The following is a 20,094-nucleotide window of genomic DNA, read 5'->3' as shown; positions in this document are numbered from 1 at the left end:
TCCCGAACCGCCATGAAGGCAACTCTCACAGGTCTGCGCAAACGCGCAGAGGGACGCGTGCAGCCTTTTTTCGCGCTGATTGTCGGATTGCTCGTGATGCCCTCTGCGGACGCTGTGACATCACAGTCCTTTAAGGTCAGCGCGACGATAGTACCGGGATGCGCGGTGGCCACCGGTAGCGGAGGGCTTCTCGGTACGCTGGATTTTGGCACCCATAACGGCGTCGAGAGCGCGCCGGTCAGCACCAGCTTTGTGCCAAACGGGGCGTTGTCTATCGCCTGTACGCCGGGCGTGGCGCTGAGCATGAGCATTAATGGCGGTCAAAATTATTCATCCGTGCGTCGGATGAAGCGGTCCGGTGGAACAGAACTGGTGCCGTACCGGCTCTACAGCAGCAGCTCGCTGGCCGCGAACAGCGAAATTGGCGTAAACCAGGCGATACCGGTGACGTATACCAACAGCAATAACATCGCGCTGCCGCTTTTTGGCGTGGCGCTACTGACCGGATTTAGCCCGGCAGGAACCTATTCCGATCAGCTCACCGTGACCTTGTCATGGTAATAAAGGGAGAGTGTTGATGAAGCCATTTTTCAGACCGGTATGTCTGGCGGGTGCGTTGGGTATGGCTGCGGTAACCGGCCAGGTGCAGGCGGCGGCGACTATTCTGCTCTGGCCGATCGATCCGTGGCTTGCTGCAGACGCCAACGCCACGGAGCTGTGGATCCAGAATCAGGGAAACAGCGCCACGACGATGCAGGTCCGCATCGTGCGCTGGAAGCAGGAGGACGGACACGAGCGTTATACCTCGCAGCAGGATGTGGTCGCCAGCCCGCCCATCGTCACGATTGGTACTGGCAGCAAGCAGCTTATTCGCCTTATCAAACAGGCTTCTGTTCCCGCTGGTGTCGAACAGGCTTACCGCATTATCGTAGATGAAATCCCCCAGCCTGATACAAAAGCCGAACCCGCCATCGGCCTCAAATTGCAGATGCGTTACTCCATCCCTTTGTTTGTGTATGGACAGGGGATCCCGACCATCAAAGAAGGCGCGCATCACGCGCTGGCGGAAACCCAAAACCTGAGCTGGCGGGTGACGCGCGCGGAGGGGCAGCCTGCGCTGGAGGTCAGAAATCGGGGTGATGTCCATGTCAGGCTGAGCCAGGTGGCGCTGGAGCAGGGAGGTCGGAAACACACGGTAGCGGATGGACTACTGGGTTACGTTCTCCCCGGCAGCACCCGCAGTTGGCCAATACCCGCCGGGGTTCGCCAGCCAGACCGGATGAGTGCGCAAATTAATGCCAGGGACGCGCAATGGCAGTCGACGCCCGTCAACTGAAACCGGCGATGATGATACTGCTTTGCGTCAGTACCACTTCCTGGGCTGAAACCGGCGACGACAGTTTACCGCCGCCCCCCCAGGCTCAGGCGATCAATGATGAGGCGGTCTTCCAGCTCGCCCTCGTGCTGAACCACTACGATACCGGTCTGGTGGTGCCTGTGACGCAACGTAAAGGCGCTTTCTATATCTCCAGCGCAGATTTGTTACGCGCAGGGCTTCCCCCTGAGCATGTACCAACCGGGGACGTTAATCTCTCTTCGCTTTCTCAGGTTAGGGTGGAGTATGACAGCGCTGCGCAACGGTTATTGCTGACCGTTCCCCGCGACTGGGTCACGACCCGCGTGACGCCGTTCAGCACACAAACGGCGCAGAGCAAACCGCACTTTGGACGCGGGGCATTGCTGAATTATGATCTCTACACCAACCACACGGAACATCTTGGTGGTCAGGCGTCGCTCTGGCACGAATTCCGCTACTTTAACGAGAACGGCTCGTTTTCCTCTACCGGCTACGCCCGGGAAAATTTCACCGGGAATAATGGTCAGCAGGAAGGATATGTCCGCTATGACACCACTCTGCTGTTCACCAATGAGGATGAGGCGATTTCCTGGAGTGCCGGGGATGTGATCAGCGACGCACTGAGCTGGAGTACCAGCGTGCGTATGGGCGGGATAAGTTACGGACGGGATTTCTCCCTGCGTCCGGACCTGGTCACATGGCCGCTACCCGAATTTTCGGGAGAAGCCGCGGTACCCACCTCGGTTGATCTCTTTATTAATGGCTATCGGTCCGGCTCAACTCAGCTCCAGCCGGGGCCATTTACGCTGACTAATCTGCCCTATATCAACGGTGCTGGGGATGCGGTGCTGGTCACCACCGATGCATTGGGTCGTCAGGTAAGTACCACGCTACCGTTTTATGTCACCAGTGATTTGTTAAAACAAGGCCTGAGCGACGGGGCCGTGACGCTCGGAAGCCTGCGGCGTAATTATGGCATCAGGAATTTTGACTACGGCCCTGCGGCAGGCAGCGGTTCATATCGCTATGGTTTGACGGACTGGCTCACGCTGGAGGGGCATGCGGAAGGGGCACAAGAGCTGGCGTTAGGGGGAGCTGGCACTGTGGTTAAACTCGGACAGTTTGGCGTGGTGAATACCTCTTACTCGCAAAGCCGCATGCGCGGTGATGCAGGCGGGCAAATCAACTGGGGTTACCAGTACAGCACCAGCGAGTTTAGCGTGGCAACCCAGCACACGCGGCGCGATCGCGGTTTTGGCAATCTGGCTCTCTACGACCAGCCGACGGTCTATGACGAAAATGACAAACCCATCGCCAGTTTTAGTCGCAATACGGATCAGTATTCTCTCACCTTTAATCTGGGGCAGTACGGCAATATTGGCGCAGCCTGGATCGGCGTAGAGAGCTTCGACAGTCAAAAAACCGAGCTGCTGAATCTCTCCTGGAGCCGTAATCTGTGGGGTGCGAGCAGTATTTATCTGGCGGCAAGCCGGGACCAGCAGCGGGGAGACTGGACGGTGGCGTTGTCGCTGCAGGTGCCGCTGGGGGCGCGTGACAGCGCCGCCGTCACTTTCGAAAACACCCCGGATGCGGGCAGCACGCAGCGCATCAACTATAACCACTCGATGCCTTCCGACGGCGGGTTTAGCTGGAACATGGCATGGGCTAACCAGTCGAAAGCCAGTGACTATCAGCAGGGAACGCTGGGCTGGCGCAATAACAACATTGAGCTACAGGGAGGCGGTTATGGTGAAAAGGACAACATGACCTGGTGGGGCGAGGCGATGGGGGCGATTGTTCTGATGGACGGCGAGCTGTTTGCGGCCAACAAGATCAACGATGCCTTTGTGGTCATCAGTACCGATGGTCACCCGGATGTCCCGGTCAGCTACGAGAACCAGCCCGTCGGTAAAACCAATAACAACGGTTATCTGCTGGTGAGCGGGGTGTCGGCGTATTATCCGGCCAGTTACCGGATTGATACGCTGAATTTGCCTGCGGATACTCGGCTGAAAGAGACCGAACGCCGGATTGCGATCCGCCGCCATAGCGGCTACCTGGTCGATTTCCCGATGGAACAGGAGCGGGTGGCGAGCGTTATTCTGCATGATGCGCAGGGACAGGCTATTCCGGTGGGAAGCCAGGTCCGACGCGCATCGCGTAGCAATGCGGTGGTAGGGTATGACGGTATCGCCTGGCTGGAAAATCTCAGTGATGTGAACCCGCTCGACGTTATCACCCCTGACGGAAAGCACTGCTCGGTCACGCTGACGGTGAGTGCCAATCCGCAACACAAACTGCAAACCTACGGTCCTCTGGTTTGTCGGGAGGGACAGTGAAACGCTTGCTGCTGTTGATGTTGTTGCTGTTCTCTGGCAGCGGCTGGGCGGCGTGTAACATCAGCACGGTCAATGCGTCGTTTGGTAGCGTTACCTCGTTCGCACTCAGCGGAAGCGGAGAGGTCGAAACCACGGGCACGCTGGTGGTGGCGTGCGATGCCATACTGAATCTGTTGACCAGCGACTCAGTGACGCTGACCTATAGCTCGGCATCGGTCTCGGGCAGCAGTCGGGCCACCATGAAACGGACGGATAATGCGACCATTACGGACGTGATCCCCACGCGATTGTGCGGTCTATCGGGGTGCGCAAGCAGCAGCGAGGTACAGATAAGTAAATCGTATACCTGGAGTGGGAATACCTTGCTGGGGCTGCTGGGGTCAAAGCAGTACAACATTCCGCTCTATTTTCGCACCGTCGCCGGGCAAAACGTCACTGCCGGGCCATATCAGGTGCAGTTAACCTTCAGCATTACCTACAGCGTGTGCTCCGTGGGCGCGCTCGGCATTTGCACAATCAATCAGACGGGAACCTCGACCACCACCATCCTGTTAGATATGACCGTCACCAATGACTGCAGCGCGATGACCACGCCAGACGTGAGCTTCAATAGCGCGCCGCTGGTACAAAGTTTCCCCACCGTCTCACAGGCGATTGCCGTCACCTGTACCAAAGGAAGTTCGTATACCATCGGCATCAATAACGGTGCCAACGCGCTGAACAACGTACGGCGTATGGTGAATGGTAGCAACTTTATGAGCTACGACATCTATAAAGAAGCCACCAGTAACCGTTGGGGGGGGAGCGGCAGCGAGCGCTGGTCCAGCGCGGTATCGTCGCAGGTCAGTACTGATGGTTTACTGCGCACCTACAACTACACCGCGAAAGTCCTGACCAATCAGGCCACGCCCCCCGCCGGAACCTACACCGATACGCTGATTGTCGACGTGGCGTTTTAACCCCGCGCTTTTCCCTTTCTCAAATGTAAAGTTCCTGTGGGCAGTGCCGATAACACCGTTAATAAATCTATGAGAAGGTGTTGTATGTTGAACCGTATCCGCGTTGTCACAATGCTCATGATGGTGCTGGTCATTTTCGCACTTCTTCAGCTCATCTCCGGCGGGCTTTTTTTCTCGTCATTAAAACAGAACCAGGACAGTTTCGCGGCCTCGAACGATCTCCGCCTTCAGCAGAGTGAACTCACGTCGACGTGGGATCTGATGCTGCAAACGCGTATCAATCTGAGCCGCTCGTCCGCGCGCATGATGATGGATCCGAATAATCAGCAGAGCAGCGCGAAAACCGATCTGTTGAAAAATGCCCGTGCTACTCTCGCTGACGCCGCAAAACATTACGACGCCTTCAAAAAGATCACCCCGCAGCCTGCCATGGAGCAGGTGAGCCAGAATATTGACGAAAAATACAACGCCTACAATGCCGGTCTGACGGAGCTGATTCAGTTCCTGGAAAGCGGCAACATGGACGCCTATTTCGCACAGCCAACGCAAGGGATGCAAAACGCACTCGGCGCAGCGCTGGGGGAATATGCGAAGGTCAGTAGCGATCTGTATCACTCGGCCTTTAACGAAAGCCAGAATGACTATCGCTTTGCGAAATGGCAGATGGCCGTGATGGCGCTGGCGCTGGTTATTGTGCTGGTCGCGGTCTGGTACGGCATTCGCCATATCCTGCTGAACCCTCTCGGTCGCGTCATTGCCCACATTCGTGAAATTGCCGGTGGCGACCTGACCAAAACGCTGACCGTTTCCGGGCGCAATGAGATCACCGAACTGGCCAACAGCGTTGACCATATGCAGCGTTCATTAATTGAAACCGTCGCCAACGTGCGAAACGGGTCGGAGGCTATCTATACCGGCACCAGCGAAATTGCGCTGGGGAATAACGATCTCTCTTCCCGTACTGAAGAGCAGGCATCCGCCCTGGAAGAGACGGCCGCCAGCATGGAACAACTTACCGCGACCGTGAAGCAGAACGCCGATAACGCCCGTCAGGCTTCTCAACTGGCTGAAAGTGCCTCTGAGACGGCGCAACGTGGTGGTCGCGTGGTGGATGGCGTGGTGAAAACCATGCACGAAATCGCCGACAGCTCGAAGAAAATCGCCGACATCATTAGCGTCATCGATGGCATTGCTTTCCAGACCAACATCCTTGCGCTGAACGCCGCCGTGGAAGCGGCACGTGCGGGCGAGCAGGGGCGTGGGTTTGCCGTGGTCGCGGGTGAAGTGCGTAACCTCGCCAGTCGCAGTGCCAATGCGGCGAAAGAGATCAAAGCGTTGATTGAAGATTCCGTTTCCCGCGTGGATACCGGCTCCGTGCTGGTAGAAAGTGCCGGGGAAACCATGAATGACATCGTGAATGCTGTTACTCGCGTAACGGACATCATGGGTGAAATCGCCTCTGCATCTGACGAGCAGAGTCGTGGTATCGACCAGGTTGCTCTGGCGGTATCGGAAATGGATCGCGTGACACAACAAAACGCCGCGCTGGTGCAGGAGTCCGCTGCGGCGGCTGCTGCCCTGGAAGACCAGGCGAGCCGTCTGAAGATGGCCGTCTCGGCGTTTCGTCTCGCTTCACTCGCTGGAAACACGGTCACCCCGCAAGCCACCTATCGTGTGCCCGCTGCAGAATCAGCGGCAACCCGTACCCGTGCTGCGACGACCGGACAAGATGAAAACTGGGAAACATTTTGACTGACAATTAAACCGCGGCTGCTTGCCGCTTGATGGGAGCGTGGATGTTAAATCGTATTCGTATCTCGACCACACTGTTTTTGATTCTGATCCTTTGCGGTGTGTTGCAGGTTGGCAGTAACGGGTTGTCTTTTTGGGCGTTTCGCGATGGCTATCAGAATTTGCAGGAAGTTGAGGCGAGTAATCAGCAGCGCTCCGCACTGGCACAAACGCGTGCCGTGCTGTTGCAGGCAAGCACTGCGCTGAATAAGGCGGGAACCTTAACCGCGCTGAGTTATCCGCCGGATGACATCAAAGAGCTGATGGCGACCGCGCGTGACAGCCTGAAACAGGCAGACGGGCAGTTTAAAGCCTTTACGGCGCAGGAAGCCGTTAGCGAGAAAGAGAAAACGCTAAAGGCTGCCATGAAAAAGAACTTTGAACAGTGGTACAGCGATCTGGACCACCAGGCAACCTGGCTTGAGAACAACCAGCTGTCAGATTTTATGACCGCACCGGTTCAGGCGTCTCAGGCGGCGTTTGATGGCAGCTTTAACGCGTGGCAGCAGGATATTAACCAGTTTGTTCAACGCGCTGGGGAAGACAGTCGAATGAGCTACCACATGTCCGGCGTGATTTTTGCCGTGGTGGTGATTTTGGCGGCGCTGCTGACCGGCGGGGCACTGATCTGGTCGCGCAAAATGATTGTGCAGCCGCTGGCGATTATCAGCAGCCACTTCGACAGTATTGCAAAGGGGAATCTGGCGCGTCCGGTGGCGGTTTATGGCAAGAACGAAATTTCGGCGATCTTTGCCAGCCTGAAGGCGATGCAGGGATCGCTGCGGGAAACGGTATCCGATGTGCGTCAGGGCAGTTATGCCATGCACACCGGGATTTCAGAGATTGCGGCAGGCAATAACGATCTCTCGTCCCGTACCGAGCAGCAGGCGGCCTCCCTGGCGCAGACGGCAGCCAGTATGGAGCAACTGACTGCGACGGTAAGTCAGAACGCTGATAACGCGCGTCAGGCGTCTGACCTGTCGAAACAGGCAGCAATGACGGCGAAAAAGGGTGGGGATCAGGCGTCTCATGTTGCGAGCACCATGCAGGAGATTGCCACCAGTTCGCAGAAAATTGGTGACATCATCAGCGTGATTGACGGTATCGCGTTCCAGACCAACATTCTGGCGCTCAATGCCGCTGTCGAAGCGGCGCGCGCCGGTGAACAGGGTCGTGGTTTTGCGGTGGTGGCGGGTGAAGTGCGTAACCTGGCAAGCCGAAGTGCCAACGCGGCGAAAGAGATTAAGGTGCTGATAGAAGAGTCGGTTTCACGCGTCCAGCAGGGCTCTACGCTGGTCGATACGGCGGCACAAACCATGCACGAGATCGTCACCTCTGTCACGCGGGTGAACGACATCATGGGCGAAATTGCCTCGGCGTCGGACGAACAGCGTCGCGGGATTGAGCAGGTTGCTCAGGCAGTCAGTCAGATGGATCAGGTCACGCAACAGAACGCCTCGTTAGTTGAGGAAGCGGCAGCGGCAACCGATCAGCTGGCCAGCCAGGCGGATCATCTCACCGGACTGGTCGCGGTATTTAATGTGAAAGAGCACGTTGAAGCAGTAACAGAAGTCGGGCGGTCGCAGGCCGTGCCAGTTGTATCCTGAATGTAATTAAGAAGGCGCTATGACATCACCAATGCCCTCCGGGCAAACGTCATTATTGTTGCAGATGACACAGCGCCTCGCGCTGTCCGACGCGCATTTCCGTCGGATATGTCAGTTAATCTACCAGCGTGCGGGGATCGTGCTTGCGGATCATAAGCGAGACATGGTTTACAACCGTCTGGTGCGGCGCTTGCGTACGCTGGGGCTGGATGACTTTGGTCGCTATCTGAGCATGCTCGAAGCGAACCAGAACAGCGCCGAGTGGCAGGCTTTTATTAACTCATTAACCACGAACCTGACGGCGTTTTTCCGTGAAGCGCACCACTTCCCGGTCCTGGCAGAGCACGCGCGTCGCCGCACCGGGGAGTATCGCGTCTGGAGCGCGGCAGCCTCGACGGGTGAAGAGCCGTACTCGCTGGCAATCACCCTTGCCGATACCCTGGGCATGGCACCCGGACGCTGGAAAGTCTACGCCAGCGATATCGACACCGAGGTACTGGAGAAAGCGCGTAACGGTGTTTATCGCCAGGATGAGTTGAAAACGCTGTCACCGCAACAGCTACAGCGTTATTTCATGCGTGGAACCGGTCCACATGAAGGCCTGGTACGCGTACGCCAGGAACTGGCGAACTGCGTCGAATTTGCGCCCGTTAACCTGCTGGATAAGCAGTACAACGTGCCGGGACCTTTTGACGCTATTTTTTGCCGTAACGTCATGATCTATTTTGATAAAACGACGCAACAGGACATTCTGCGTCGGTTTGTTCCGTTGCTCAAGCCTGACGGTTTACTGTTTGCCGGGCACTCGGAAAACTTCAGCAACCTCGTGCGTGAGTTTAGCCTGCGTGGGCAAACGGTATATGCGCTGAGTAAGGAAAAAGCATGAGTAAAATCAGGGTATTGTCTGTCGATGATTCGGCGCTGATGCGCCAGATAATGACTGAAATCATCAATAGCCACAGCGACATGGAGATGGTGGCAACAGCGCCGGATCCGCTGGTAGCGCGGGATTTAATTAAAAAATATAACCCCGATGTGCTAACGCTGGATGTCGAGATGCCGCGCATGGATGGCATAGATTTTCTGGAAAAATTAATGCGACTGCGCCCGATGCCGGTGGTGATGGTCTCCTCCCTGACGGGAAAAGGATCGGAAATCACGCTGCGCGCGCTGGAGTTAGGGGCGGTGGATTTTGTCACCAAACCGCAGCTCGGCATTCGTGAAGGAATGCTGGCCTACAGCGAGATGATCGCAGAGAAGATCCGTACCGCATCGCGAGCGAAACTCGCCGCTCACAAACCGATGGTTGCACCGGCAACGTTGAAGGCGGGTCCATTGCTCAGCTCGGAAAAACTGCTGGTGATTGGGGCGTCAACCGGGGGAACAGAGGCAATTCGTCATGTACTCCAGCCATTGCCGCTTTCAAGTCCGGGTATTCTGATCACTCAGCATATGCCGCCTGGCTTTACCCGCTCGTTCGCTGAACGTCTGAACAAGCTGTGTCAGATCAGCGTGAAAGAGGCGGAAGACGGCGAACGCGTGCTCCCGGGGCATGCGTATATTGCGCCGGGTGACAAACATATGGAGCTGGCGCGCAGCGGCGCTAACTATCAAATCAAAATTCATGACGGGCCGCCGGTCAACCGGCACCGTCCGTCGGTGGATGTGCTGTTTCATTCGGTGGCGAAACATGCGGGGCGCAACGCCGTTGGGGTGATCCTGACGGGGATGGGCAACGATGGTGCCGCCGGAATGCTTGCAATGCACCAGGCTGGCGCCTGGACGATTGCGCAGAATGAAGCAAGTTGTGTGGTGTTCGGCATGCCGCGCGAGGCCATCAATATGGGTGGCGTGAGCGAAGTGGTCGATCTTAGCCAGGTAAGCCAGCAGATGTTGGCGAAAATCAGTGCCGGACAGGCAATACGTATTTGACTCAGGAGTAGAATTAGATGGCGGATAAAGAGCTTAAGTTTTTGGTTGTGGATGACTTTTCCACCATGCGTCGCATTGTACGCAACCTGCTGAAGGAGCTGGGCTTCAACAACGTTGAAGAAGCAGAAGATGGTGTTGATGCGCTGAACAAACTGCAGGCGGGTGGGTTTGGTTTTGTTATCTCCGACTGGAACATGCCAAACATGGATGGTCTGGAACTGCTGAAAACCATTCGTGCAGATGCGGGCATGGCGTCTCTGCCGGTTCTGATGGTCACCGCAGAAGCGAAAAAAGAGAACATCATTGCCGCTGCACAGGCGGGCGCAAGCGGCTACGTGGTGAAGCCATTCACTGCTGCGACCCTGGAAGAGAAGCTCGGCAAGATCTTCGAGAAACTCGGCATGTGAGGTGTTGGTTATGATGCAACCTGCTATGAAACCCGTTGAAGAACACTCGCCGAGCGATATCATCGTACGCATCGGCAGCCTGACGCGCATGCTGCGTGACAGCCTGCGTGAACTGGGGCTGGATCAGGCGATTGCCGAAGCGGCGGAAGCCATTCCTGATGCGCGCGATCGCCTGGACTATGTCGTGCAGATGACTGCTCAGGCGGCTGAACGTGCGCTGAACAGCGTTGAAGCGTCACAACCGCACCAGGACGCGATGGAAAAGGGCGCGAAAGCGCTGACAAAACGCTGGGATGAGTGGTTTGAGAATCCGATCGAACTGGCGGACGCCCGTGAACTGGTTACCGATACCCGTCAGTTCCTGGGGGATGTTCCTGGCCATACCAGCTTCACCAACGCACAACTGCTGGACATCATGATGGCGCAGGATTTCCAGGACCTGACCGGTCAGGTTATCAAGCGCATGATGGATGTTATCCAGGAGATTGAACGTCAGTTGCTGATGGTGCTGCTGGAGAATATTCCAGAGCCTGCAGCCCGCCCAAAACGCGAGAACGAAAGCCTGCTCAATGGTCCACAGCTCGACGCCAGCAAAGCGGGCGTGGTAGCAAGCCAGGACCAGGTGGACGATCTGCTCGATAGCCTCGGCTTCTGATTGTCCATTCCGCCTCAGAGGGTTAACACCGTCTGAGGCGGTTTACGACAAAATCACTGAAAAGAGCCCGAATAAACGGGCTTTTCCCGCCATTGGATTTTCGCTGCACTGGCATGATACCCGTGACTTAATAGGTTGGGCATGCACTGTGGCAGAAGAGAACGACGACAAAACGGAAGCCCCCACACCCCACCGACTAGAAAAGGCGCGTGAGGAAGGGCAGATCCCCCGATCCCGAGAACTGACTTCCCTGCTGATCCTTATCGTAGGGGTGTGCATTATCTGGTGGGGTGGGGAGTCGCTCGCCCGCAAACTGGCGGGAATGTTGTCTACTGGCTTACGTTTTGACCACAGCATGGTCAATGACCCGAATCTGATCCTCAGCCAGATTATCCAGCTAATAAAAGGGGCGATGGTTGCACTGCTGCCGCTGATTACAGGGGTTGTGCTGGTCGCGCTGGTTTCGCCGGTGATGCTGGGTGGTCTGGTCTTTAGTGCCAAATCGCTGCAGCCGAAATTTTCCAAACTGAACCCGCTGCCGGGCATTGCGAAAATGTTCTCTGCGCAGACCGGGGCGGAGTTGCTCAAAGCCATTCTCAAATCGGTACTGATGGGGAGTTCAGCGGGGTTTTACCTCTGGTACCACTGGCCGGAAATGATGCGTCTTATCAGTGAATCCCCCCTCACCGCAATGAGCAATGCGCTGAACCTGGTCGGACTCTGCGCGCTGCTGGTGGTGCTCAGCATTATTCCGATGGTGGGTTTTGACGTGATCTTCCAGCTTTATACCCACTTCAAGAAACTGCGCATGTCACGCCAGGATATCCGTGACGAATACAAACAGATGGAAGGTGACCCGCACGTCAAAGGGCGTATCCGCCAGATGCAGCGCGCCGCTGCCCGTCGACGCATGATGGAAGACGTGCCAAAAGCTGACGTGATCGTCACCAACCCGACACACTATTCCGTTGCGCTGCGCTATGACGAAAACAAAATGAGCGCGCCGAAAGTGGTGGCGAAAGGGGCGGGTCTGATAGCACTTCGCATTCGTGAGATTGGTACTGAACACCGTGTACCTATCCTGGAAGCCCCTCCGCTGGCGCGTGCCTTATACCGCCATGCGGAAATTGGACAACAGATCCCCGGACAACTCTACGCCGCCGTGGCGGAAGTGTTGGCCTGGGTATGGCAGTTGAAGCGCTGGCGTCTGGCTGGCGGACAACGACCTGTGAAACCTGAGAACCTTCCGGTGCCTGAAGCGCTGGATTTTTTGAACGAGAAGGACACTGATGGCTAATCTGGTGGCAATGTTGCGCCTGCCCGGCAACCTGAAATCGACCCAATGGCAGATCCTTGCCGGGCCGATTCTCATCCTGCTAATTCTGTCGATGATGGTACTGCCGCTCCCGGCATTCATCCTCGATTTGCTTTTCACATTCAACATTGCGTTGTCCATCATGGTGCTGCTGGTGGCGATGTTCACCCAGCGTACCCTTGAGTTCGCGGCGTTCCCGACCATTCTGCTGTTTACCACCTTGCTGCGACTGGCGCTGAACGTGGCCTCCACGCGTATCATTCTGATGGAAGGTCATACGGGTGCGGCTGCGGCGGGTAAAGTGGTTGAGGCCTTCGGCCACTTCCTGGTAGGCGGTAATTTCGCCATCGGTATCGTGGTGTTTGTGATCCTCGTAATCATCAACTTTATGGTTATCACCAAGGGTGCAGGGCGTATCGCCGAAGTGGGCGCGCGCTTTGTGCTGGACGGGATGCCAGGCAAGCAGATGGCGATTGATGCCGACCTGAACGCCGGTCTTATCGCGGAAGATGAAGCGAAAAAACGCCGTGCGGAAGTGACGCAGGAAGCGGACTTCTACGGCTCCATGGACGGTGCGAGTAAGTTTGTGCGCGGTGACGCCATCGCGGGCATTCTGATCATGGTGATCAACGTGGTGGGTGGCCTGCTGGTCGGTGTTCTGCAACATGGCATGGACATGGGCCACGCGGCAGAAAGTTATACGCTGCTGACCATCGGTGACGGTCTGGTCGCGCAGATCCCGGCGCTGGTTATCTCTACGGCGGCGGGCGTGATTGTGACCCGCGTGAGTACCGATCAGGACGTTGGCGAGCAGATGGTCGGCCAGCTCTTCAGTAACCCGCGCGTCATGCTATTGGCCGCTGCGGTACTGGGGTTACTCGGTCTGGTCCCAGGTATGCCAAACCTCGTGTTCCTGCTGTTCACTGCGGCACTGCTGGGTCTTGCCTGGTGGATGCGAGGGCGTGAAACCCAACCGGCAGCCGAGCCTGTTGCGGTTAAAATGCCGGAGAACACCCAGGCTGTCGAAGCGACCTGGAATGACGTTCAGCTGGAAGATTCGCTGGGTATGGAAGTTGGGTATCGCCTGATCCCGATGGTCGATTTCCAGCAGGATGGCGAACTGCTTGGCCGCATCCGCAGTATCCGTAAAAAATTCGCCCAGGACATGGGCTTCCTGCCGCCGGTGGTACACATCCGCGACAATATGGACCTGCCGCCTGCGCGCTATCGCATCCTGATGAAAGGCGTTGAAATCGGCAGCGGCGATGCCTATCCGGGACGCTGGCTGGCGATTAACCCCGGCACCGCCGCAGGCACATTGCCAGGCGAGCAAACCATCGATCCGGCTTTTGGTCTGGCCGCGATCTGGATTGAAAGTGCGCTAAAAGAGCAGGCGCAAATTCAGGGGTATACGGTAGTCGAAGCCAGTACCGTGGTGGCAACCCATCTTAATCACCTGATTGGCCAATTCTCGGCAGAGCTGTTTGGACGTCAGGAAGCGCAGCAGCTCCTTGACCGCGTCACGCAGGAGATGCCGAAGCTGACGGAAGATCTGGTGCCGGGCGTGCTGACGTTGACTACCCTGCACAAAGTGTTGCAAAACCTGCTCGACGAGAAAGTACCGATCCGCGATATGCGTACCATTCTGGAAACCCTTGCCGAACATGCGCCGTTACAAAACGATCCGCATGAGCTCACCGCGGTGGTGCGCGTGGCGCTGGGGCGCGCGATTACCCAGCAGTGGTTCCCTGGAACCGGAGAAGTGCAGGTTATTGGTCTTGATACGCCGCTTGAACGTCTGCTGCTGCAAGCCTTGCAGGGTGGCGGCGGGCTGGAACCGGGTCTGGCGGACCGCCTGCTGGCGCAAACGCAGGAGGCGCTGGCGCGTCAGGAGATGCTGGGAGCACCGCCGGTGCTGCTGGTTAACCATGCGCTGCGTCCTCTGCTGTCGCGCTTCCTGCGTCGTAGCCTGAACCAACTGGTCGTGCTGTCAAATATGGAGCTGTCGGATAACCGTCATATCCGCATGACCGCGACGATTGGAGGAAAATAATGCGTAAGTGGTTATGGATCTTATTCTTCCCGCTGGTGGCGCAGGCTGCCGGGGAAGGGACCTGGCAGGCGAGCAGCATGGGCGTGATCCTCAGCAATCGTGGGGTTGCCATGTCATCAAACCCGTTGTCGCCCTCTGAGCCGGTTTCCGGCCAGATGGGGCTTGTGGTGTGGAACTACAGGCTGATTGGCCCAACGCCAGCAGGGTTGCGGGTACGTCTCTGCTCTCAGACTCGCTGCACGGAAATTGACGGAGAGAACGGCACCACACAGGCATTTAATGGCGTGCCGGCCATCGAACCTTTGCGTTTTATCTGGGAAGTGCCGGGTGGAGGGCGTTTGATTCCGGCGCTGAAAGTTCAGAGTAACGCTGTCATCGTTAACTATCGTTAACGGTGTGAAAAAAGAAACCCGGCGCTTGCCGGGTTTTTTGTATTACATGCGTTCTACGGTTTCGATACCCAGGGTATCCAGACCCAGCTTCAGGGTCTTCGCCGTGAGCTGCGCCAGCTTCAGGCGGCTGTTACGTACCGCGTCACTTTCCGCAGACAGGATAGGGCAGTGCTCGTAGAAGCCGGAGAACAGGCCTGCCAGATCGTACAGGTAAGCACACATCACGTGCGGTGTTCCGTCTCGCGCCACAACCGTCAGTGTCTCTTCAAACTGCAGCAGACGCGCTGCCAGCTGCGCTTCGCGATCTTCAGTGATGGTCACGGCAGCATTCGCCAGTACGCTTTCGTCGATATTGGCTTTACGGAATACAGAGAGCACACGGGTGTAGGCATACTGCATGTACGGCGCCGTGTTGCCTTCAAACGCCAGCATGTTATCCCAGTCGAAGATATAGTCGGTGGTCCGGTTCTTGGAAAGATCCGCGTATTTAACCGCACCGATACCCACGGCATTCGCCAGTTTTTCCAGCTCATCGGCAGGCATATCCGGGTTCTTCTCCGCCACCAGGCGACGGGCGCGTTCCAGCGCTTCGTCCAGCAGGTCGGACAGCTTCACGGTACCGCCCGCACGGGTTTTGAACGGCTTGCCGTCTTTACCGAGCATCATGCCGAACATATGGTGTTCCAGCGGAACGCAATCCGGCACGTAACCGGCTTTACGCACGATGGTCCACGCCTGCATCAGGTGCTGGTGCTGACGGGAGTCGATGTAGTACAGCACGCGGTCGGCATGCAGCGTTTCGTAACGGTATTTTGCACAGGCGATATCGGTAGTGGTGTAGAGATAGCCGCCATCCTTTTTCTGGATGATCACGCCCATCGGTTCACCTTCCTTGTTCTTGTACTCATCAAGGAACACGACCGTTGCGCCTTCGCTCTCAACTGCCAGATTTTTGGCCTTCAGGTCAGCCACAATGCCCGGCAGCATTGGGTTATAGAGGCTTTCACCCATCACATCGTCACGGGTGAGGGTGACGTTCAGACGGTTATAGGTGAGTTGGTTCTGAGACATGGTGATGTCAACCAGCTTGCGCCACATCTCGAGGAAGTACTGGTCGCCGCCCTGCAGTTTAACCACGTAGCTGCGCGCGCGCTCGGCAAAGGCTTCGTCTTCGTCGTAGTGTTTTTTGGCTTCGCGGTAGAACCCTTCCAGGTCCGCCAGCGCCATTTCACCCGCGTTTTCCTGCTGCTGTTTTTCCAGGTAAGCAATCAGCATACCGAACTGGGTACCCCAGTCGCCCACGTGGTTTGCGCGGATCACCTTGTGACCGAGGAATTCAAGGGTACGCACGGCAGCATCACCAATGATGGTGGAGCGCAGGTGACCCACGTGCATCTCTTTCGCCACGTTCGGGGCAGAGTAGTCGATCACAACGGTCTGCGCTTCCGGCTGGGAGACACCCAGACGGTCAGATTTCAGCGCCGCGTCAACGTGGCTTGCCAGGAAAGCAGGTTCCAGGAAGATGTTGATAAAGCCCGGACCGGCGATTTCGGTTTTGCTGGCGATACCGGTGAGATCCAGATGCGTCAGTACCTGCTCAGCGAGTTGTCGCGGCGGCATGCCCAGTTTTTTAGCCACTGCCATCACGCCATTAGCCTGATAGTCGCCAAACTGTACTTTTGCTGACTGACGAACCTGCGGTTCGCAATCCGCAGGCGCACCTGCGGCAATCAGTGCCTGACTGACTTTTTCGGAGAGAAGAGCCTGAATATTCACCTGGATACCTTACTTTTTTGATGCGGGCTCACAACCACCCGCGCCAGTTATAGAATTTAGGGCGGGAGTATACTGCAAATGCCCTCTGGCGTCAGCATTGCGCGGGCCGAAGATTGTTCAGAATCCAGGCTAAGAAGGCGTGCATAATCATGCAGTCATAAAAAGCCGTATTCTGCGGTTGGTCAAAACTGGGCAACAGAGTAAATTAGCGGCTTTGCGACATGAAAAGAGACTGACTTATGGCGAACTGGTATTCCATTGACGAACTGCATGATATTTCCGCAGATTTACCGCGCTTCACCCAGGCGTTCACAGAACTTGCCACCCGCCTTGGTCTGGATATCGCACCGCTTGAAGCGGATCACATCTCTTTGCGCTGTCATCAAAATGCGACCGCCGAGCGCTGGCGTCGAGGTTTTGAACAGTGCGGTGAGCTGCTCTCTGAGAACATTATTAACGGTCGCCCAATATGCCTGTTTAAACTGCATGAACCCGTGAAGGTAGCGCACTGGCAATTCACCGTTGTCGAACTGCCGTGGCCGGGGGAAAAACGTTATCCGCACGAAGGCTGGGAGCATATTGAAATTGTTCTGCCGGGTGAGCCAGAAACACTGAACGCGCGCGCACTGGCCTTGTTATCTGATGAAGGCTTAAGCAAACCGGGGATTTTTGTCAAAACGAGTTCACCCAAAGGCGAACGCGAGCGTTTACCTAACCCGACGCTGGCCGTCACGGACGGACAGGTCACCGTGAAGTTTCACCCGTGGACCATTGAGCAGATTGTTGCCAGTGAAGCGTGAGAGTTGTGAGTTAACGCCGGGACTAAAAACGGGCGGCGTGTCATGATGATTCGTTTAGTGGGATGTCAGGAGGATTAAATGGCACTGCTGGAGATTTGTTGTTACAGCGTGGAGTGTGCCGTGACTGCGCAAAAACACGGTGCTGATCGCATCGAACTGTGCGCGGCACCCAAAGAGGGTGGGCTGACGCCATCCTACGGCATGTTAAAGTCTGCCCGTCAGGCCGTCACCATTCCCGTTCACCCGATTATTCGTCCTCGCGGCGGCGATTTTTGTTACACGTCGGGCGAGTTCAGTGCCATGCTTGAAGATATCACTCTGGTTCGTGAACTGGGATTTCCCGGGCTGGTTATCGGGTTGCTTGATGAAGACGGTCAGGTCGATATGCCACGTATGCGCCAGGTCATGGATGCCGCGAAAGGGATGGCAGTGACTTTCCATCGCGCATTTGATATGTGCAAAGACCCCCTTCAAGCATTTGATTCGCTTACCGAACTGGGCGTGGCACGCATTCTGACATCGGGGCAGCAGTCCTCTGCGGAAAAAGGTCTGCAATTAATTACGGAACTAAAAGCCCATTCTGGTGTTCCAATAATAATGGCGGGTGCGGGTGTCCGTGCCAGCAATCTGGAACGGTTTTTAAACGCCGGGGTAGAGGAGCTTCACAGCTCGGCAGGCAAGTGGATGCCGTCTCCCATGCGTTATCGCAATACAGGGTTGTCAATGTCGACAGATGCTGAAGCGGATGAGTATTCACGCTACGGTGTAGAGGGAGAGTCGGTTGCGGAAATGAAGTCGCTGATTGAGCGTCATCACGTGTAGCAACGTACCGATTTTTACCGCGCATCATGTCGCCCAATATGATGCTTGCTTGTACCAGGCCCCTGCAATTTCAACAGGGGCCTTTTTTTATCCTTCATATTTCAAGCCGCAGCTGCGTTGGCCACCAACGGCTAAAAGGCTACGGCTTCGTGGCAATCAACACCGCACGCATCGGCGCAGGATAGCCTTCAACGGTTTTGCTGTGATCGGCCGGGTCAAGGAATTGCTCCAGCGATTCGGTAATCATCCAGTCGGTGCGGCGCTGTTCTTCGATTGACGTCACGCAGACATCTGCAATGCGTACATCCACAAACCCGCACTTCTCAAGCCAGTTTTTTAGTGCCAGCGCGGAAGGGATGAAGTAGACATTTCGCATTTGCGCGTAACGGTCACCCGGCACCAGAACCGCATTCTCATCACCTTCGATAACCAGCGTTTCCAGCACCAGTTCGCCACCGCTGACCAGCTGATCTTTAAGCTGCCATAGATGCTCCAGCGGGGAACGGCGGTGGTACAGCACGCCCATGGAAAACACGGTATCAAAGGCTTTAAGGGCTGGCAGTTGCTCAATACCCAGCGGCAGCAGGTGTGCGCGCTGGTCGTTACCCAGCAATTTACGCACTGCCTCAAACTGGCACAGGAACAGCTGCATCGGATCAATGCCCACTGCCAGATGCGCACCTGCGCCAATCATGCGCCACATGTGGTAACCACTGCCGCAGCCGACATCCAGAATGGTACGTCCGGTCAGATCGGACAGATGCGGCAAAACGCGATCCCATTTCCAGTCTGAGCGCCATTCGGTATTGATGTTCACACCGTAAAGTGAAAACGGTCCTTTGCGCCATGGCATCAGGTTTCGCATCAACGTTTCGATGCGGTTAGTCTGCCCGGCGGAAAGAGGCTCTGCGCTTTCTGCGGTCACGCTATGCAGCAGATCCAGACGGTGAGGTGTCAGTTCAGGCAGAAACTCCACTGCATTTGACCACTGCTTTAACAGGCCGTGCTGTTGATCGCGCTGCCAGGTAGCAATCTGCGCCGGCAGGGTTTCCAGCCAGTGGGAAAGGTGGTTTTTCGCAATCAGCTGATAGAAGTTGCCGAACTCAATCATGCAGGAACCCCCGCTTTCAGTGCCACCAGGGAGCCAAAGTTGAAACACTGGAACCACAGTTCGCTATGCTCAAATCCTGCCTGACGCAGACGCGCTTTATGGGTCTCCACGGAGTCCGTGAGCATCACGTTTTCGAGCATGCTACGCTTCTGACTGATCTCCAGCTCGCTGTAACCGTTCGCACGTTTGAAATCGTGGTGCATATTGAACAGCAGTTCGCCAACCTCGGCGTCTTCAAAGCTGAATTTTTCGGAAAGGACCAGCGCACCGCCAGGGTTCAGCCCTTTATAAATTTTGTCCAGCAGCAGCTGACGGTCTTCAGGCACCAGGAACTGCAGGGTAAAATTCAGCACCACCATCGACGCGTTATTGATCTCAATCTCACGGATATCACCTTCTACGACGTCCACCGGGGTAGGGGCTTTGTAAGCATCAATATGGCGACGGCAGCGTTCAACCATTGCCGGGGAATTATCCACGGCAATGATCCGGCAGCCTTCGTGGTGAACGTTACGACGTACCGACAGCGTTGCCGCGCCAAGCGAACAGCCCAGGTCATAGACCTTTGTGCCGGGTTGAACGAAGCGCTCAGCCAGCATGCCGATCATAGAGACAATATTGGAATAACCGGGAACAGAGCGCTGGATCATATCCGGGAAGACTTCGGCTACCCGTTCATCGAAGGTCCAGTCGCCCAGGCTGGCGATAGGCGCGGAAAAAAGCGTGTCGCGATCTGACATAACGTAAAAAATCCGGGAAAAATAAAGTGGCGTATTGT

18 protein-coding genes are annotated in these 20,094 nt (G+C 56.2%); 15 read left to right on the top strand and 3 right to left on the bottom strand.

Annotated features, from left to right (window positions below; genetic code table 11):
- Positions 1-12: 12 nt before the first annotated feature.
- The 13 genes from ACJ9Y9_RS14325 to ACJ9Y9_RS14265 all read left to right on the top strand — a co-directional run bounded on the left by ACJ9Y9_RS14325 (position 13) and on the right by ACJ9Y9_RS14265 (position 14,807).
- Entirely contained in the window at positions 13-561 is a 549-nt protein-coding gene (locus ACJ9Y9_RS14325; protein WP_028018608.1) for a spore coat U domain-containing protein, read from the top strand.
- Positions 562-577: 16 nt separating this feature from the next.
- A complete protein-coding gene (locus tag ACJ9Y9_RS14320) occupies positions 578-1,336 on the top strand; it encodes a molecular chaperone (RefSeq protein ID WP_028018609.1) in 759 nt (252 codons plus the stop codon).
- Complete coding sequence (locus ACJ9Y9_RS14315) at positions 1,312-3,696, top strand: fimbria/pilus outer membrane usher protein (protein WP_028018610.1); 2,385 nt, start codon at positions 1,312-1,314, stop codon at positions 3,694-3,696. Before ACJ9Y9_RS14320 ends, ACJ9Y9_RS14315 begins: the two co-directional genes overlap by 25 nt.
- Positions 3,693-4,655, top strand: coding sequence for a spore coat U domain-containing protein (locus ACJ9Y9_RS14310; RefSeq protein WP_028018611.1), 963 nt, complete (start codon positions 3,693-3,695; stop codon positions 4,653-4,655). Before ACJ9Y9_RS14315 ends, ACJ9Y9_RS14310 begins: the two co-directional genes overlap by 4 nt.
- A gap of 84 nt (positions 4,656-4,739) precedes the next feature.
- Entirely contained in the window at positions 4,740-6,407 is a 1,668-nt protein-coding gene (gene tar, locus ACJ9Y9_RS14305; RefSeq protein WP_028018612.1) for a methyl-accepting chemotaxis protein II, read from the top strand.
- Between the two features lie 44 nt (positions 6,408-6,451).
- Positions 6,452-8,053, top strand: coding sequence for a methyl-accepting chemotaxis protein IV (gene tap / locus ACJ9Y9_RS14300; RefSeq protein ID WP_028018613.1), 1,602 nt, complete (start codon positions 6,452-6,454; stop codon positions 8,051-8,053).
- A gap of 19 nt (positions 8,054-8,072) precedes the next feature.
- Positions 8,073-8,939 carry a protein-glutamate O-methyltransferase CheR gene (gene cheR / locus ACJ9Y9_RS14295; protein WP_028018614.1) on the top strand — a complete coding sequence of 289 codons (867 nt, stop codon included), beginning with the start codon at positions 8,073-8,075 and terminating at the stop codon, positions 8,937-8,939.
- Positions 8,936-9,985, top strand: a complete 1,050-nt coding sequence (locus ACJ9Y9_RS14290; RefSeq protein ID WP_028018615.1) for a chemotaxis response regulator protein-glutamate methylesterase — start codon at positions 8,936-8,938, stop codon at positions 9,983-9,985. The genes cheR and ACJ9Y9_RS14290 overlap by 4 nt, the downstream gene beginning before the upstream one ends.
- A 17-nt stretch (positions 9,986-10,002) precedes the next feature.
- Entirely contained in the window at positions 10,003-10,392 is a 390-nt protein-coding gene (cheY, locus tag ACJ9Y9_RS14285; RefSeq protein ID WP_000763862.1) for a chemotaxis response regulator CheY, read from the top strand.
- Positions 10,393-10,402: 10 nt separating this feature from the next.
- On the top strand, positions 10,403-11,047 hold the full coding sequence (cheZ, locus tag ACJ9Y9_RS14280; protein WP_008500432.1) for a protein phosphatase CheZ: 645 nt from the start codon (positions 10,403-10,405) through the stop codon (positions 11,045-11,047).
- Between the two features lie 148 nt (positions 11,048-11,195).
- Entirely contained in the window at positions 11,196-12,344 is a 1,149-nt protein-coding gene (flhB, locus tag ACJ9Y9_RS14275) for a flagellar biosynthesis protein FlhB (RefSeq protein WP_028018616.1), read from the top strand.
- The gene (flhA, locus tag ACJ9Y9_RS14270) at positions 12,337-14,415 is read left to right on the top strand and encodes a flagellar biosynthesis protein FlhA (protein WP_028018617.1); all 2,079 of its coding nucleotides are present in this window, start codon (positions 12,337-12,339) and stop codon (positions 14,413-14,415) included. Before flhB ends, flhA begins: the two co-directional genes overlap by 8 nt.
- Positions 14,415-14,807 carry a flagellar protein FlhE gene (locus tag ACJ9Y9_RS14265; protein ID WP_028018618.1) on the top strand — a complete coding sequence of 131 codons (393 nt, stop codon included), beginning with the start codon at positions 14,415-14,417 and terminating at the stop codon, positions 14,805-14,807. Before flhA ends, ACJ9Y9_RS14265 begins: the two co-directional genes overlap by 1 nt.
- A 42-nt stretch (positions 14,808-14,849) precedes the next feature.
- Here ACJ9Y9_RS14265 and argS read toward each other — a convergent pair whose 3' ends face one another.
- Positions 14,850-16,583: an arginine--tRNA ligase gene (gene argS / locus ACJ9Y9_RS14260; RefSeq protein WP_028018619.1), complete on the bottom strand. Its 1,734-nt coding sequence runs from the start codon at positions 16,581-16,583 to the stop codon at positions 14,850-14,852.
- A gap of 239 nt (positions 16,584-16,822) precedes the next feature.
- On the opposite strand from argS, the gene ACJ9Y9_RS14255 reads away from it, so the two are divergent.
- Positions 16,823-17,383, top strand: coding sequence for a VOC family protein (locus ACJ9Y9_RS14255; protein WP_028018620.1), 561 nt, complete (start codon positions 16,823-16,825; stop codon positions 17,381-17,383).
- Between the two features lie 78 nt (positions 17,384-17,461).
- Complete coding sequence (gene cutC / locus ACJ9Y9_RS14250; RefSeq protein ID WP_028018621.1) at positions 17,462-18,205, top strand: copper homeostasis protein CutC; 744 nt, start codon at positions 17,462-17,464, stop codon at positions 18,203-18,205.
- A 139-nt stretch (positions 18,206-18,344) separates the two neighbouring features.
- Here cutC and cmoB read toward each other — a convergent pair whose 3' ends face one another.
- Together cmoB and cmoA are read right to left on the bottom strand one after the other, a co-directional pair.
- A complete protein-coding gene (gene cmoB, locus ACJ9Y9_RS14245) occupies positions 18,345-19,316 on the bottom strand; it encodes a tRNA 5-methoxyuridine(34)/uridine 5-oxyacetic acid(34) synthase CmoB (RefSeq protein ID WP_028018622.1) in 972 nt (323 codons plus the stop codon).
- Positions 19,313-20,056 carry a carboxy-S-adenosyl-L-methionine synthase CmoA gene (cmoA, locus tag ACJ9Y9_RS14240; protein ID WP_028018623.1) on the bottom strand — a complete coding sequence of 248 codons (744 nt, stop codon included), beginning with the start codon at positions 20,054-20,056 and terminating at the stop codon, positions 19,313-19,315. Before cmoA ends, cmoB begins: the two co-directional genes overlap by 4 nt.
- Positions 20,057-20,094: the final 38 nt, after the last annotated feature.

It is taken from the genome of Enterobacter sp. CPE_E1241, from assembly GCF_045618265.1.
GTDB lineage: Bacteria > Pseudomonadota > Gammaproteobacteria > Enterobacterales > Enterobacteriaceae > Enterobacter > Enterobacter adelaidei.
The sequence above is the reverse complement of the archived record's forward strand: the minus strand, read 5'-3'. Positions and strand labels throughout refer to the sequence as shown.

Bases quoted from the DNA above. Each gene is read 5' to 3' on its own strand.
- cheR (WP_028018614.1), top strand. From the start codon at position 8,073: ATGACATCACCAATGCCCTCCGGGCAAACGTCATTATTGTTGCAGATG.
- ACJ9Y9_RS14325 (WP_028018608.1), top strand. From the start codon at position 13: ATGAAGGCAACTCTCACAGGTCTGCGCAAACGCGCAGAGGGACGCGTG.
- cmoA (WP_028018623.1), bottom strand. From the start codon at position 20,056: ATGTCAGATCGCGACACGCTTTTTTCCGCGCCTATCGCCAGCCTGGGC.
- ACJ9Y9_RS14255 (WP_028018620.1), top strand. From the start codon at position 16,823: ATGGCGAACTGGTATTCCATTGACGAACTGCATGATATTTCCGCAGAT.
- ACJ9Y9_RS14320 (WP_028018609.1), top strand. From the start codon at position 578: ATGAAGCCATTTTTCAGACCGGTATGTCTGGCGGGTGCGTTGGGTATG.
- cheY (WP_000763862.1), top strand. From the start codon at position 10,003: ATGGCGGATAAAGAGCTTAAGTTTTTGGTTGTGGATGACTTTTCCACC.
- ACJ9Y9_RS14265 (WP_028018618.1), top strand. From the start codon at position 14,415: ATGCGTAAGTGGTTATGGATCTTATTCTTCCCGCTGGTGGCGCAGGCT.
- cmoB (WP_028018622.1), bottom strand. From the start codon at position 19,316: ATGATTGAGTTCGGCAACTTCTATCAGCTGATTGCGAAAAACCACCTT.
- ACJ9Y9_RS14315 (WP_028018610.1), top strand. From the start codon at position 1,312: ATGGCAGTCGACGCCCGTCAACTGAAACCGGCGATGATGATACTGCTT.
- cutC (WP_028018621.1), top strand. From the start codon at position 17,462: ATGGCACTGCTGGAGATTTGTTGTTACAGCGTGGAGTGTGCCGTGACT.
- cheZ (WP_008500432.1), top strand. From the start codon at position 10,403: ATGATGCAACCTGCTATGAAACCCGTTGAAGAACACTCGCCGAGCGAT.
- tar (WP_028018612.1), top strand. From the start codon at position 4,740: ATGTTGAACCGTATCCGCGTTGTCACAATGCTCATGATGGTGCTGGTC.
- tap (WP_028018613.1), top strand. From the start codon at position 6,452: ATGTTAAATCGTATTCGTATCTCGACCACACTGTTTTTGATTCTGATC.
- ACJ9Y9_RS14290 (WP_028018615.1), top strand. From the start codon at position 8,936: ATGAGTAAAATCAGGGTATTGTCTGTCGATGATTCGGCGCTGATGCGC.
- flhA (WP_028018617.1), top strand. From the start codon at position 12,337: ATGGCTAATCTGGTGGCAATGTTGCGCCTGCCCGGCAACCTGAAATCG.